The sequence below is a fragment of the Rhodopseudomonas sp. AAP120 genome (genome assembly GCF_001295845.1).
GTDB lineage: Bacteria > Pseudomonadota > Alphaproteobacteria > Rhizobiales > Xanthobacteraceae > Rhodopseudomonas.
Window position 1 is genome coordinate 1 of the sequence record NZ_LJIC01000103.1, and the last position, 14,607, is coordinate 14,607.

At 69.4% G+C, this 14,607-nt stretch carries 9 protein-coding genes and 1 tRNA gene; 2 read left to right on the plus strand and 8 right to left on the minus strand.

The genetic code is table 11. From position 1 onward, the window contains the following. Positions 1-69: 69 nt before the first annotated feature. The 3 genes from IP86_RS16700 to IP86_RS16710 form a co-directional block, all read right to left on the minus strand. Positions 70-678: a hypothetical protein gene (locus tag IP86_RS16700; RefSeq protein WP_245290655.1), complete on the minus strand. Its 609-nt coding sequence runs from the start codon at positions 676-678 to the stop codon at positions 70-72. 159 nt (positions 679-837) lie between these two features. Beyond that, the gene (gene poxB, locus IP86_RS16705; RefSeq protein ID WP_054163669.1) at positions 838-2,559 is read right to left on the minus strand and encodes a ubiquinone-dependent pyruvate dehydrogenase; all 1,722 of its coding nucleotides are present in this window, start codon (positions 2,557-2,559) and stop codon (positions 838-840) included. 125 nt (positions 2,560-2,684) lie between these two features. After that, positions 2,685-4,196 carry an ATP-binding protein gene (locus IP86_RS16710; RefSeq protein ID WP_054163670.1) on the minus strand — a complete coding sequence of 504 codons (1,512 nt, stop codon included), beginning with the start codon at positions 4,194-4,196 and terminating at the stop codon, positions 2,685-2,687. 366 nt (positions 4,197-4,562) lie between these two features. On the opposite strand from IP86_RS16710, the gene IP86_RS16715 reads away from it, so the two are divergent. Continuing rightward, positions 4,563-5,465 (plus strand): helix-turn-helix domain-containing protein, encoded by a 903-nt coding sequence (locus IP86_RS16715; RefSeq protein ID WP_054163671.1) that lies wholly within the window; start codon positions 4,563-4,565, stop codon positions 5,463-5,465. A 33-nt stretch (positions 5,466-5,498) separates the two neighbouring features. Here the strand turns inward: IP86_RS16715 and IP86_RS16720 are convergent, their stop codons facing one another. From IP86_RS16720 to IP86_RS29410, 5 genes are all read right to left on the minus strand, one after another. Then, complete coding sequence (locus tag IP86_RS16720) at positions 5,499-6,683, minus strand: thiolase family protein (protein ID WP_054163677.1); 1,185 nt, start codon at positions 6,681-6,683, stop codon at positions 5,499-5,501. Between the two features lie 156 nt (positions 6,684-6,839). Beyond that, a complete protein-coding gene (locus tag IP86_RS16725; protein WP_054163672.1) occupies positions 6,840-10,298 on the minus strand; it encodes an ATP-binding protein in 3,459 nt (1,152 codons plus the stop codon). Then, positions 10,295-11,518: a metallophosphoesterase family protein gene (locus tag IP86_RS16730; protein WP_054163673.1), complete on the minus strand. Its 1,224-nt coding sequence runs from the start codon at positions 11,516-11,518 to the stop codon at positions 10,295-10,297. Before IP86_RS16730 ends, IP86_RS16725 begins: the two co-directional genes overlap by 4 nt. Before the next feature lie 149 nt (positions 11,519-11,667). Next, positions 11,668-11,742, minus strand: a tRNA-Thr gene (locus tag IP86_RS16735). 209 nt (positions 11,743-11,951) lie between these two features. Then, positions 11,952-12,665 carry a nuclear transport factor 2 family protein gene (locus IP86_RS29410; protein WP_245290656.1) on the minus strand — a complete coding sequence of 238 codons (714 nt, stop codon included), beginning with the start codon at positions 12,663-12,665 and terminating at the stop codon, positions 11,952-11,954. A 38-nt stretch (positions 12,666-12,703) separates the two neighbouring features. Here IP86_RS29410 and IP86_RS16750 point away from each other — a divergent pair, with 38 nt between their 5' ends. Continuing rightward, on the plus strand, positions 12,704-14,407 hold the full coding sequence (locus tag IP86_RS16750; protein WP_054163676.1) for an FAD-dependent oxidoreductase: 1,704 nt from the start codon (positions 12,704-12,706) through the stop codon (positions 14,405-14,407). The last annotated feature ends 200 nt before the right edge of the window (positions 14,408-14,607 follow it).

Consider the following 14,607-nt stretch of genomic DNA (forward strand, 5'->3'; position numbering starts at 1 on the left):
CTGGGGCCCCCCACCCCCGACCCCTCCCCGCAAGGGGGAGGGGAGCAGAGGCGCTGCGGTCACCTGCTATCACCTCCGTCGCCGTCTGCCGCGTCTCGCCTTCGGCGGGTGCAGCGCCGCGTGGTCGTCGGGCGGGGCGTGGGCGTCTTCGAACAGCTGCATCGCTTCGTCGGGGACGCGGTCGACGTCGACGCCGGCGCGGTGGATTTCCTTGAGGGCGGAGCGGATGGCTTCGTCGCGGGAGATCCACCACGAGCCGGGATAGGCGGTGCCGTCGGGCGCGCGGCGCCGGCGGCGGCGGCCCATCGCTTCGAGCCGGGCCATCTTCAGCACCTGCAGCGCTTGCATCAGCTTGTCGATATCGACCTGCGGAGCCGTTTCGAGTTCGCGGATGGCGCGCTCGGCGAGCAGGCGCAGCCGCTCCGACAGCTTGCGCAGCTTCAGCTTCTGGCCGGCGCGGATGCTCGGTACCGTGTCGGTGGCGCGCGGCGCGAACAGCGGGCGCTGCCAGCCGCCGTCGCGGGTCCAGCGGCAGATGCTGGCGCGGCCGACGCCGGTTTTCTTGCTGATCTCCCCATAGGTCAGCGTCGACTGTTCGATCAGCCGGCGCACCTCGAGCGTCTTGGCGTCGCTATGCGGCCGGCGCGAACCGGGCGGACGCTTGCCGACGATCGGCATCTCGCCGTCCAACGGCTCGGGCGGCGGCACCCGCAAACGAAAGACCGGAGGATCGAGCAAGGAGCGCATGACAAGGAATATATTCCATGTCGCCGCAGAGCGCAAGGGCCGCGGCGCCGGACCGGCGGCCGCAGGCCAGGGGCCGTCATCAGGCCGGCCTCAGCGCAGCCAGTTGGTCTTCGCCAGGTCGATCAGTTCGTCGCCGCGGCCGCTCATCACCGCCTGCAGTGCCCAAAGGCCGAAGCCCTTCACCTGCGATCGTTCGATCGTCGGCGGAAGCGCTAGTTCCTGGCTGGCGACGACGACGTCGAGCAGCGCCGGGCCGGGATGTGCCAGCATCTCGCGGACCGCGGCTTCGAGTTCGCCCGGGTCCTCGACGCGGATGGCGTGCACGCCGGCGCCGCGCGCCATCGCGGCGAAGTCGGGGTTGACGAGATCGGTGCCGGTTTCGAGGAAGCCCGCGCCCTTCATCTCCAGCGCCACGAAGCCGAGCGAGCTGTTGTTGTAGACCACCACCTTCACCGGCAGCTTGTGCTGGTTGAGGGTGAGGAAATCGCCCATCAGCATCGCGAAGCCGCCGTCGCCCGACAGGCTGATCACCTGCCGCTCGGGGAAGGCGGCCTGCGCGCCGATCGCCTGCGGCAGTGCGTTGGCCATCGAGCCGTGCGACAGCGAGCCGAGCAGGCGGCGCTTGCCGTTGACCTTCAGATAGCGCGCCGCCCACACCGTGGGCGTGCCGACGTCGAAGGTGAACACCGCATCGTCCGCCGCGTGGGCGCTGAGCAGCTTGGTGAGATATTGCGGGTGGATCGGCTTGCCGGGCGTGCCGGTGGCGAGATCGTCGAGCCCTTCGCGCGCCGATGTGTAGTTGGCGAGGCTCTTGGTCAGGAAGGCGTCGTCGGTCTTGGGTTCGAGCCGCGGCAGCAGCGCCGCGAGCGTGGCGCGGACGTCGCCGACGATCGCCAGATCGAGCTTGGTGCGATGGCCGAGATTCTGCGCCCGCAGATCGACCTGCGCGATCTTGGCCTCGGTCGGGTAGAACTGCCGATACGGGAAGTCCGTGCCGAGCATCAGCAGCGTGTCGCATTCCTTCATCGCCCGGTAGCCGGAGGAGAAGCCGAGCATGCCGGTGAGGCCGACGTCGAACGGGTTGTCGTATTCGACATGCTCCTTGCCGCCGAGCGCATGCACGATCGGAGCCTTGAGCGCGCCGGCGAGCTGCAGCAGCTCGGCATGCGCGCCCTGGCAGCCACGGCCGCAGAACAGCGTGACGCGCTTGCCGGCGTTGAGCAACGCGGCAAGCGCGTCGAGATCCTCGGTGCCCGGCACCGTGACGGGCGCGCGGATTGCCAGCGCTTCCGGCGCCGAGAACGGCGCCTCGAAATCCTCCAGCGCCACATCGCCCGGAATGACGATCACCGAGACGCTGCGTCGGCCGATCGCGCTGCGGATCGCGGCTTCGAGCACGCCGGGGAGCTGCGACGGATGCGACACCAGCTCGCAGAAATCGCTGCAGCCGCGGAACAGCTCCTCGGGCTTGGTCTCCTGGAAGTAGTTGCGGCCGATCTCTGCCGAGGGAATCTGCGCGGCGATCGCCAGCACCGGCACGCGGGTGCGATGGCAGTCGTAGAGACCATTGATCAAATGCAGATTGCCCGGTCCGCACGAGCCGGCGCAGACCGCGAGCTCACCGGTCAGCGCCGCCTCGGCGCCGGCCGCGAAGGCGGCGACTTCCTCGTGGCGCACGTGCACCCAGTCGATCGGCTGGTGCCGCAGCGAGTCGGTCAGTCCGTTGAGGCTGTCGCCGACGACGCCGTAGATGCGGCGCACGCCGGTCGCGTGCAGAATATCGGTGATCAGGTCGGCGACCTTACGGGCCATGCAGTGTTCCTCGGTCAGTTCTCATCCGCAGCCGCCGGCAAGATGTGCGATGCGGCAAGGCGTCGCGAGTCATACCAAGATGTTACGTATTCAAGGAGACCGCCTGCGCTCTGCGCAGATGTGCGCTAATCGGCCTCGGGCGCCGTTGGCAACCGCAGGTCGAACGTCGCGCCCTGACCGGGCGCGGAGCGCACCTCGATCGATCCGCCATGCAACCGGACGATCGCGCGGCACAGCGCGAGGCCGACGCCCATGCCGGCGGATTTGGTGGTGAAAAATGGCTCGAAGATCTTGCCGCGGACCGCCTCCGACATGCCGCAGCCGCTGTCCTCGATCGCGAGATGCACGAAGCCGTCCTCGGCCGTCGCGGTCCGGATCGCCAGGCGGCGGTTTGCCGGCGCGGTCGTCACCATCGCCTGGATGGCGTTGGTGACCAGGTTGAGCACCACCTGACGCAGTTGCACGCGGTCCGCCAGGACGGGGTGCTGGACGCCGCTGAATTCGATCACGACCTGGATGCCGTGGGCGTCGAGATCCTCGGCCGTCAGGCGGATCGCGTCGCGAACGAGATCGGCCGGGCAGACCGGCGTTAGGGTGGCGCGGCGCTGCTGCACCAGTCCGCGCAGCGACGTAATGATTTCGGCCGCGCGCCGGGCGGCGTCGCCGATGTTGCGCAGCCCCTCGCGGGCCTCGGCGATGTCCGGCTGGCGTCGGTCGAGCCAGCGCAGACCGACATCGGCATGGGTGATGATGCCGGCCAGCGGCTGATTGATCTCGTGCACGATCGACGCCGCGAAACTGCCGAGCGCGATCAGCGGGGCGAGATCCGGATTGCACGGCGCGGCCTGACTGTCCGGCACCGCGTTGCCGCAGCCTGCCGGACCCACGCGCCGCGCCAGCTGCGCGGCCTTTCCGTCGGCGCCCCATTTCTGGTAGCAGGCGATGGCCGCCTGGAAACATCCCTGCGCCGGCGTCGGAAGGCCGGCTTCCAGATAGGACGCGCCGGCCAGTTCCTGCGCGAGTGCGCGTTCGTGCGTCAGGCCGGCTTTGCGGGCGGCGTCGGCGGCGCGTTCATACAGCGCCTGGGCGCCGGTCGCATCGCCGATCAGGCGTGCCGCTTCGGCCTCCAGCAGCAAATGCTTACTCTGGAAATGATCGGGGTCGAGCCGCGCCGAGACTTCGAACCGATCCCGGGCGGCGATCAGGTGATTGGTGCCGTGCTGCGGCGTCATCCCGCGCGCCGTCGGGCGCGAATGCGCCAGCGCCAGGAAGAAACAATTGTCCGCGCGGTCCATATGGGCGGGCGCCGAGGCGCCGAGGTCCATGGTCTTGTCGATCCGGCGGGACCGGTGGAGATGCTCGGCGGCGCGATCGTCCTGATTGAAGAACACGGCGGCGATGCCGGCGTAATGATGCAGCCAGAACAGCGTGCCGGGCGACACCTCGGTCTCGTCGTCGAAGGTGCGGTCGCTCTCGAACTGCCCACTGCGGAGTGCGTCGATCAGGTCGAGCTGGGCCTGATGGATCCGGGCGATGCCGCTGGCTCCGACGGCGGCGGCAATCTTCCGACGGATCGCCGGAAGCCCCTCGCCCGCCAGCAGCGGCACCGGCAGCCCGCTCGCGCCGTCGCGGGGCATCGCGGACGGCTGGCGCGCGGGCAGGGTGGAGGCGCTACGCTGGGCGGGCGAACCAGGGGCTGTGAGCAGGTCTTCGCACCAGCCGATCCATCGCAGAGCTTCTGCGCTGATCGACAGATCGTCGAGAGGCCGACGGCGGGGCCGGGGACGCTCCGTCACTTTATCGTGTTGGTGCTGCTGATCGGTGGCCAATAGCGAGTCTCGAGGCTGCTGATCACAGCCCGCAGCCTGACATCCTGCGGTGCTTTGTGTCTTTGCATGGAGCGGCATTGTTTTTGCCGGGATTGATGTTCTTGATCCGGAAACCGCTGCGGTTAGATTGTCGCGAGGCGCTGCCGGCAGCCCGCGCCGCGACGGAGTCATGAAATGGCGCAATTCGAGGTGTTTGGAGATCGAAAGTTTCCGACCGCCGGGCTGCTACTCACCTCCGCGGGCCGGGACTGGAGCGGCGTGTCCGCTCAGCTCCGCAATCATGCCGCTTGCGATGTGCCTGCACCGTCTCCGGACGAGATGGAAGTGACCTTTGCGATGACGACCTCGGCGGGCGGCCGCGTCGAGCGTTGCTCCGGCGGCCAATTCCAGGACACCGCGGTGCGTAGCGGCACGCTGTGGTTCTGCCCGATCGGCGTCCGCGAGGATGCGATCCGGATCACCCGGCCGCTCTCCAACATTCTGCATGTCTTTCTGGCGAAGTCGCAATTCGACAGTTTCGCCGAAATGACGTCGCGCACGCCGTCGCCGGCCAACGTGGCCTATCTGGCGGATGTCGATGACGACCTGGTACGTCAACTCTGCCTGCGCATGCATCGCGAGTTGAGCGAGGAGACCAGCGGCGGCAAGCTGCTGATCGAGTGCCTGTCGCAGGCGCTGGTCGCGCATCTGGTGACGAGCTATTCGGGCGATGCGAAGGCGACGCTCGGTCACGACCGGGTGGCGATCCGGCTCGACGACGCCCGGCTGCGGCGCGTGCTCGACTACATCCATGCCAATATCGACCAGGATCTGTCGCTGGCGAAGCTGTCCGACGTCGCCTGTTTGAGTAAGCACCATTTCGCGCGGGCTTTTAGAGAAGCCACCGGCGTGCCGCCGCATCGCTACATCAGTGCGCGGCGGCTCGACCATGCTGTGAGTCTGCTCAAAGGGTCGCAATCGAGCCTGGCCGATGTCGCCTATCTGTGCCGGTTCTCGTCGCAGGCGACCTTCACCCGCGCGTTCCGCCGCCAGGTCGGGATGTCGCCCGGTGAGTATCGGCGGCGGTCGGCGACCTGACGGCCGCGACCGCGGATCGAACTCGTCATCAGTTCAGATCATCTCGAGCGCCAGCGCGATGCCCTGGCCGCCGCCGATGCACAGCGTCACCATGCCTTTGCGCAGGCCGTCGCGCTTCATCGCGTGCAGCAGCCGCGTCGTCAGGATCGCGCCGGTGGCGCCGATCGGGTGGCCATGGGCGATGGCGCCGCCCTCGACATTGATGATGTCGGCGGGCAGTCCCAATTCGGTCGCGACCGCGAGCGGGACGGCCGCGAAGGCTTCGTTGATCTCGATCCGCTCGACGTCCGACAGTTTCCAGCCGGCGCGCTTGAGCGCCTTGCGCACGGCCGGCACGGGGCCGAGGCCGAACAGTCCGGGCTCCACCGCCGCGACGCCGTAGCCCGCCAGTCGCGCCAGTGGCGCGATGCCGGCGGCGTCGGCGAAGCCGCGTTCGGCCACGATCATCGCGGCCGCGGCGCTGTTGAGGCCGGGCGCGTTGCCGGCCGTGATGGTGCCGTCGGGGCGGAATGCCGGCTTCAGCCTGGCGAGCACGTCGACGGTGGTGTCCGGGCGCGGCGCCTCGTCGGCCGCGAAGGTCTCGGGTCCCTTGCGGCCCTTGACGGGCACCGGGACGATCTCGGCGTCGAACCGGCCGGCCTGCTGGGCCGCGGCGAAGCGCTGCTGCGAGCGCGCGGCGAATTCGTCCTGCGCGGCGCGGGTGATCTGCAGCTTGCTGACGAGATCCTCGGTGTGCCAGCCGGAGTGCTGGCCGGAGAACGCGTCGTTGAGGCCGTCGGTGAGCATGCTGTCGAGCACCTCGGCCGGACCCATCCGGTAGCCCCAGCGCCCGCCTGCGAGCAGATACGGCGCGCGGTCCATGTTCTCCATGCCGCCCGCTACGGCGATGTCGATCTCGCCGTCCGCGATTTCCAGCGCAGCGGTCAGAATCGCCTGCGCGCCCGAGCCGCAGACGCGATTGACCGTGTAGGCCGGCACCGACACCGGCAGGTCGCCGCCGATCGCGGCCTGCCGCGCCGGGTTCATCCGGTTGCCGGCCTGGATCACATTGCCCATCACCACCGAGCCGACCGCATCCGGCAAAAGCCCGGCGCGCCGCAGCGTCTCGCGGATCACCACGCTGCCGAGCTCGGTGGCAGGCGTGCCCTTCAGCGCGCCGTTATAGGCGCCGATCGCGGTCCGGACCGGATGGCAGAGAACGATCTCGCGTGCGCTCATGACGGACTCCTCGGTGTTGGCGGCGGCGTCGATCGGCATCGCGCCACAGCGACGCCGGCGGCCAAGGGCGGCCGCCTGCGCGGGAATGTATGATGATCATCATATTATGGCAAGCGCGCAGGCGAGGGCCTTGCCGGCTTGCTGCGCGGCGCGGCCCTACAGATCGATCACATCGACCTGATGATCGGTCAGCGACAATGCGAGATCGGCGACGTGGCGATGGTGTGTGAACAGGATCATCTGGCGCTGCCGGCCGGCCGCGGCGAGCAGGCGCAACGTCGCCAGCGTGCGGCGCTCGTCGAAACTCGCGAGCAGATCGTCGCCGATGAACGGCAGCGGCTCGGAGGCGCGGCGTTCGAGCAGCGCAAGGCGCAGCGCGAGGAACAACTGATCGCGCGTCCCTTCGCTCAATCCGGACAGCGGCACGCGTTCGCCGGAAGCGCGGCGCGCCACCAGGGTCGGCTCGTCTTCGTCGCCGTAATCGATGCCGAGCCCGGCGAAGGCCTCCGCGGTCGCGAGCGCGAACAGCTCGCCGGCGCGCGCCACCATCGGGTCCTGCACTTTGGCGCGGTGCAGCTCGACGACGCGGCGCGCCAGCAGCGCCGCGGCCGAGCGTAGCAGCCAGTCTTCGGCGATCGACAGCAATTCGGCGCCCGCCTCGCGGCGCCGGGTGGCGGCCCCCGCAGCGTCGCGGCCCTTGGTCAGCGCGTCGAGTTCGCGCTGCCGCTGATAATGGGCCGCGGAGGCGTCGGCGATGTCCTTGAGCAGCCGGGCCTGTTGCTCGGTGGCGCTGGCGATGTCGGCCTGCAGCCGATCGAGGTCGATGCCCTCGCGTTCCTGGCGCAGCGCGGTCTCGTCGTGGCCGTCGGCGATCTCGACCAGATGTCGGCGCAGCTCCGCCTGTTCGGTTTGCAGCCGCAGCCGCACAGTGAGCCGTTCGAGCAACTCCGGCACCGCGGCGACGTCGGCGCCGAGCGTGTTGCCGGCGTGTTGCAGCGTGTCGAGGCTTGCGGCGAGACGGCTGACCAGCGCGCCGCGGCTGATCGTGCGCTTGGCGGCATTGTCGTGCAGGCGCCGACAGGCCTCGCTGGCGCGGCGCGCCTCGTCGAGCCGCTCGGCGAGCCGCGGCACCGCCTCCTGCGCCGCGAGACTGCCGAGATCCGGCGCGACCCGCGCCAGCAGCTCGGCGACGTCGCGGTCGAACTCCTGCAGATCCGACGTGATGGTGTCGACGCTGCGACTCTCGCGATCGAGATTGGCGCGCGGCAGGCCGACCGCGCTCCACACTCCCAGCGCCGCTTCGGCCTGCGCCGGCGAAGCATCGGCGGCGAGGCCGATCGCAGCCATCGTCTGCGGCCAGTGCTGACGCAGCTCGGCGAGACGACGCTCGCAGGTCTCGCGCGCGCTGCCGGTTTCGGCGAGGTCGCGTTCGATCCGCGCGCGTGTCGCGGCGCGCGCCTTGGCGTCGCTCCACGCGTTCACCAACTGATCGAACCGCCCCTTGGCTTCGCGATACAGCACGCCTGCGGCCGCGGTGGGATCAGCCCCGCGCCCGACGCTGTCGAGGAAGCCGATGATCGCCGCCTTGCCGTCGCTCAGCGCCATCGCCTGGGCGTCGATCGCGGCGCGCTGCAGGTCGCATTTGCCCTGCCGGCCGATGATGTCGTCGAGCCGGTCGCGCCAGCGCAGCATCTCGGGCGCGGCCGCCGGCTGCAGGCCGGATGCGGACCAGACCTTCGCCCAGCCCTGCGCGATATCCGCCAGTCCCTGCCGCAGGCCGTCGCGCTTTTCGATCATGCGCTCGCGCTCGCCGCGGGTCTCGGCGATGCGCCGCTGCGCGTCTTCGTGGCGGGTGGCGCGCTCGGTGTCGGTCAGCAGCGTGTCGGTGATGCCGTCGATCGCCCGCGACGCTTCGGCGACGCCGTCGAAGCGCTGCCGGCGCTCGTCGCGATCGCCGTCGAGGCTATCGTAAAGCGCGCCGAGGCGGTCGTCGCGAATCTGCCGTGCCGCGATCAGGTCGGCCTTGGTCGGCACCGCGCCGGCGCTCGACAGCCGCGCCAGCTCGGCCTCAGACGCCGCGATGGCATCGTCGAGCTTGGCGATCTCCGCATCGAGCCGTTTCAGCTCGGTTTCGCTGAGCTCGAACGCGCTGGCGAATTTGCCGATGGTGGCGCGGTCGGGCACCGGTAGCGCACGCACGCGATCGGGCGTTCCCGGCGCCGGATCGAGCGCGGCGACCGCATGGCTGATCGCCTCGAGCTCGACCGTCAGCGCGGCGCGGTCGCGGCGCAGCCGTTCTTCCTGCGCCGGGATGTCGCCGAGTGCCTCGAAGCGCTGGCGCAGCGGTTCGAGATCGACCAGATGCGGGTCGTCGCTGGTCGCCGCCTGGGCCTCGCTTTCGCGCCGTGCCCGCTCGTGTCGTGCCTCGATATCGGCCAGCTCCTGCGTGGTGCGCCGCATCTGTTCGAGGCGGTCGCGCGCCTCTGCGAGCGCCGGTTCGGTGGGCAGCGCCGCGAGCAGTTCGACATGGGAGGCGAGGCCGAGCTTGCGGGCGCAATCGTCCAGCGCGGCCTCGGCGCTGGCGCGATCGTGGCGTCGCCGCGGCAGATCCGACGCCGCCTTGCGCACCGCGCCGAGCCGCTCGCGCAACGCCGTGATCGTGCCGGCTTCGGCGAGCAGCGCCTCGTCGACATGGATGGTGGCGATCTCCGCCGCGTCCGCGGCGGCGGCGGCGTCGAGTGTCGCGATCTCGGCTTCCAGCGCGATCTTGCTGTCGAGCGCCGCGCGCCATTCGGCGAGCGTCGCCTCCGCCACGTGCGGCAGATCGGCGTGCTCCGCCAGTTCGGCTTCGATGCGGTCGAGGCGCGTCAGCGGCGAGCGCACCCGCCATGTGCGCTGCCAGCGCGCCAGCGTGCTGCCGCAGGCGGCGTGCTCGGCCTTCAGCTTCTCCAGCTCGGCGGCGGCCTGCTCCACCGCGCCCTGCAACTGCCGCAGCATGTCGCGGGTGACGATAGCGTCGCGTAGGTCCTTGTCGGCCGCGTCGCGGCGCTCGGCGGCGACGTAGAATGGCTTGCTGGCGGATTTGCGCGGCGTGAACAGCTCGTCGGCCTGCTGCTGCAGGCGATCCTTGATGCGCGACAGCTCGGCCATGCCGGCCGAACTTGCCGCTAGCGTTTCGGCCAGATCGCCGCCGGTACTTAGCAGCTTCGTGCCCCCGTCACGCAGCGATTGCGCGGTCATCCCGAACTCGCGATCGAAGGTGCTGCGCGTTAAGTCACCAAGCAGCACCGCGAGGTGGTCATCGGGTAACGGTCGGTCATCGACGTCGAGCAGCGTATTCTTAGTACCCTTGCCCTTGCGCCGGCGCGCGGTGATCAGCCGGCCGTCGGAATGGCGAAAGCTGCCGCCGAGCCGCAGCAGCTTGCTGTCGTGCTTGAAGTCGTAATCGGTGCGCCCGCCGAAGCCGAACAACAGATCGCCGATTGCCGTCAGCGCCGAGGTCTTGCCGGCCTCGTTGGCGCCGAGCACGATGTGCAGCGACGCCTGCGGGGCGAACGGCACGATCCGGTCGGTGAAGATGCCGTAGCGCTCCAGCGCGAGTTGCTCGATCCTCACGGCAGCTCTCCGGCGAGCAAAGCGCGGGCATCGTCGGACAGGCTGCCGAGCACGTCGGACGCTGCGAACTCGTCCTGCAGGTCGCGCGGCAGCTTCGCCTTGATGGTTTCTGTCAGCTCCGCCAGCGCCGCCGCGAGGCCGGGATCCTGCGTGCCTTCGGCGAGCAGCGCCGCAACGTCGATGTCGTCGCCCTCCGGCGGCATCGCCGCAGCCTGCGCCGGCAGCGTCGTCTTGAGCTTGAGCTGCTCGATCCAGCAATCGGCGGCAAGGTGCAGCGCGCCGGCGCGCAGATCGTCCTGCATTGCCTCGCGGCGGACCAGCAGCCGGTTGTGCAGCGGCGTCGCGCCGGTCAGCGTCAGGCGCACCGCGAGCGCACGGCCCTCGCTCTGCGCATGCAGTTCGGCGAGGCGTTCGCTCACCAGCGCGGACACCTGCGATTCTTCGGCGACGCCCGTGATGTCGATCGTCAGATGCGCCCAGCGCGCGCCGTCGAGCGCCAGCGGCGTGACATCGACGATGCGGCCGTCCTCGACGGTGACGCGCATCGCGCCCTTGGGGCCGGTCTCGCGCACGCTGCGGCCTTGCAGATTGCCCGGAAATACGATCCACGGATCGCGGTGGACGATCTCGGCGGCATGGATGTGGCCGAGCGCCCAATAGTCGTAGCCGAACCGCCGCAAATCATCGACGCTGCACGGCGCATAGCCTTCGTGGCCGCGCGTACCGTCGAGCGAAGTGTGCAGCACGCCGATATTCAGCCACCCCTCGCGGCGCACCGGATAGCCCGCGACGAAATCCGCGTTGACCCGGTCCGCAAAGCTGCGGCCGTGCAGCGCGACGCGAAAGCGCTCGAGCTCGACCGTCGCGGCCTTGGTGGGAAACACGCGGACGCTGTCCGGATAGGGCAGATCGCGCGACATCAGGCTGTCGGCGTCGTGATTGCCCTTGACGATGAACACCGGAATCCCCGCGCGATGCAGCGCCCCGATCGCGCCGACGAAGAACAGCCCGGTGGTGACGTCCTTCCAGTCGCCATCGAAAATATCGCCGGCGATGATCAGGAACGCCGCCTCGCTGGCGATGGTCTCGTCGACCAGCGCCTGCACAGCCTTGCGACCGGCCTCGGCAAATCGCCGCGCCACATCCTCGTTCTTCGCCCGCAACCCGGCCAGCGGACTGTCGATGTGCAGATCGGCGGCATGAATGAAGGTGAAGCGCATGGGGGCGATCGCGGGAGGAGGGATAGCGGAGAGGGAATTACGATGTCTTGGTCATTAAACCAATCCCGGCGCGTTCACGATATGTCTCATGGCGGCCGAGCGGAAGATTCGCTTGCGAACGAATAACATCAACGATTTCAATGCTGGGCTGGTGCTGCCGGGGAGGATTGAACTCACGACCTCTCCCTTACCAAGGGAGTGCTCTACCACTGAGCTACGGCAGCATAAACCGATCCGGGAATCAGCCCCAAGGGCCCCGTGCGGCGGGGCGATCCTTGCCACAGGGCATCCTTGAGTGCAAGCGCGGCGCGCGCATCGGGTGAGGAAAACCCGCCCGGCCCGCCGGGCCTCCGGCCTGGCAATTGGCCCATGATCCCAAAGGGGTGCGCTGCGAACGGACGGGCAACCGCCATGGCGGCGCCGCTGTTCGACTTTAGCCCGGCTTCAGCTTGAGCTGCAGCATCTTGGGGGCGACCCGGCTGCCGACGGCGTCGGCGACGGCCGACAGCGATCGCAGCGGCCGCATCATCACCTCGAATTCCAGGATCTTGCCGTCGGGATCGAGGCGCATCAGGTCGATGCCGTTAACCGGCAGCTTGCCGATTTCGGCGCTGAATTCGAGCGCGGCCTCGCAGGGCCCGCCGACGAAGGTGCGGCGATAGCGGATGTTCTCCAGCACTTCGGCGACCGCGAGCATCACCAGCAGGGTAGCTTCGCGGCCCTGGATCGGAGATTGTACGGCCGGCGAATGGAACAGCACGTCCTCGCTCAGCAGGCCGGTCAGTGCCACCGCGTCGGCGGCCGGGAGTGCGCGATGCCAGGCGGCGACGGTCTGTTGCGATGCGGCCGTCAACGCATAAGTGTCGTCCGACATGGGACTCTCCGGATCTGGGGCATCAATGCAGACCAAGCGCGAAGCAATGACAACCGCGACCATCGCCGCATGGCGAAGCGCGCCATGACCGAGGTGCCGCCGCGACCCGCGAAGGATCCGAACGGCCGGCAGGCGCGGCTGCGCGACGCGCTGCGCGATAATCTGAAACGGCGCAAATTGCAGGCGCGCGGCCGCTCCGGGCAGATCCCGCCGCAAGACGGCGATCACAGCAGAAACGTTCAAGACAGCCCGTCCGGTGCCGCCGATGACCATGTCGAGGGGGCTGCGCCGAACGCCGGAGGAGAACGTCGATGAGCATCGATGAGACGGAGCGGGCGAGCGCCGCGGCGGCCGCGAGCAGGCGCAGCGACCGCTACGACCAGACCTTTCCGGTGCTGACGCCGGCCGAGATCGCGCGCATCCGCAGGTTCGGCGAGATCCGGCACTATGCCGACCACGAATTGCTGTTCGAAACCGGCAAGCCCGGGCCCGGCATGTTCGTCGTGCTGGCCGGCAATGTCGCGGTGACCCAGCGCGACGGCCTCGGCCGCGTCACTCCGGTCGCCGAGCAGGGACCCGGGCAGTTCCTCGGCGAGATCAGCCAATTGTCCGGCCGCGTCTCGCTGGTCGACGGCTGCGCCGAGGGCGACGTCGAATGCCTGCTGGTGCCGCCGGAGCGGCTGCGCGCCCTGATGGTCGCCGAGGCCGATCTCGGCGAGCGGATCATGCGGGCGCTGATCCTGCGCCGGGTCAACCTGCTGCAGGGCGGCGTCGGGGGGCCGGTGCTGATCGGCTCGCCGAATTCGTCCGACGTGGTGCGACTGATGGGGTTCCTCACCCGCAACGGCCTGCCGCATCATCTGCTCGACCCGGCGGTGGATCGCGACGCCGGCGATCTGGTCGCGCGCTATTCGCCGTCGCCCGGCGACCTGCCGCTGGTGGTGACGCCGGACGGCACCGTGCTGCGCAATCCGCGCGAAGCCGAACTCGCCCGTGCGGTCGGCATGATCGGCCAGATCGAGCCGGGCAAGGTCTACGACGTCGCGATTGTCGGTGCCGGGCCGGCGGGACTGGCGACCGCCGTGTGTGCGGCCTCAGAAGGCCTGTCGGTCGCGGTTTGCGATCAGCGCGCATTCGGCGGCCAGGCCGGTGCCAGCGCGCGCATCGAGAACTATCTCGGCTTCCCGACCGGCATCTCCGGTCACGCTTTGACCGCGCGCGCCTTCAACCAGGCACAGAAATTCGGCGCCGACGTCATGATCCCGATCGAGGTCAAGGCGCTCGACTGCGGCCGTGGCGACGGCACCTTCGCGCTCGACATCGACGACGGCGCCGCGCTGCGCGCCCGCTCGATCGTGGTCGCCAGCGGCGCGCGCTATCGCCGCCCCGAGATCGCCAATCTGGCCACGTTCGACGGCCGCGGCGTGTACTATTGGGCGTCGCCGATCGAAGCGCGGCTGTGCAAGGAGCAGGAGGTGATCCTGGTCGGCGGCGGCAACAGCGCCGGGCAGGCGGCGGTGTATCTCTCCACCCATGCGGCGCGCGTTCACATGGTGATCCGCGGCGGTGGTCTCGCGGCAAGCATGTCGCGCTATTTGATCGAGCGCATCGAATCGACGCCGAATATCGAGCTGGTGTTCAACACCGAAGTCGTCGAGGTGAACGGCGCCCCGGACACCGGCCTCGAGCGGGTCACGCTGCGCAGCCGGCTGTCGGGCGAGACCTGGCCGATGGAGGTGCGCAACCTGTTTCTGTTCGTCGGCGCCGATCCGGCGACCGGCTGGCTCGACGGCTGCGGCGTCAATCTCGACCGCGGCGGCTTCGTCGTCACCGGCGTGCCGATCGAAGGCGCGACCAATCAGCGTTCGACGCCTTCGCTGGAGACCTCGGTGCCGGGCGTGTTCGCGGTCGGCGACGTGCGCTCCGGCTCGGTCAAGCGCGTCGGCGGCGCGATCGGCGAGGGCGCTCAGGTGGTCGCGGCGCTGCACGGCTATCTGGCGGATTCGCTGAACTAAGTGACCTGCCTCACAGGCCGATGCCGGAAGTAACAGAGCCCCGGAAATAATAGCCCCAAGCAATGGGCGCGGTCCCCCCTCCCCCTTGCGGGGAGGGGTCGGGGGTGGGGGTCCCCAGGCACTGAGTACGCGGCGGCGCCTACACGCCGGCACTGTGCCCGCGTCGCCCTCACCCCAGCCCTCTCCCGCAAGCGGGAGAG

Bases quoted from the DNA above. Each gene is read 5' to 3' on its own strand.
- IP86_RS16710 (WP_054163670.1), bottom strand. From the start codon at position 4,196: ATGCCCCGCGACGGCGCGAGCGGGCTGCCGGTGCCGCTGCTGGCGGGC.
- IP86_RS16700 (WP_245290655.1), bottom strand. From the start codon at position 678: ATGCCGATCGTCGGCAAGCGTCCGCCCGGTTCGCGCCGGCCGCATAGC.
- poxB (WP_054163669.1), bottom strand. From the start codon at position 2,559: ATGGCCCGTAAGGTCGCCGACCTGATCACCGATATTCTGCACGCGACC.
- IP86_RS16750 (WP_054163676.1), top strand. From the start codon at position 12,704: ATGAGCATCGATGAGACGGAGCGGGCGAGCGCCGCGGCGGCCGCGAGC.
- IP86_RS29410 (WP_245290656.1), bottom strand. From the start codon at position 12,665: ATGGTCATCGGCGGCACCGGACGGGCTGTCTTGAACGTTTCTGCTGTG.
- IP86_RS16720 (WP_054163677.1), bottom strand. From the start codon at position 6,683: ATGAGCGCACGCGAGATCGTTCTCTGCCATCCGGTCCGGACCGCGATC.
- IP86_RS16715 (WP_054163671.1), top strand. From the start codon at position 4,563: ATGGCGCAATTCGAGGTGTTTGGAGATCGAAAGTTTCCGACCGCCGGG.
- IP86_RS16730 (WP_054163673.1), bottom strand. From the start codon at position 11,518: ATGCGCTTCACCTTCATTCATGCCGCCGATCTGCACATCGACAGTCCG.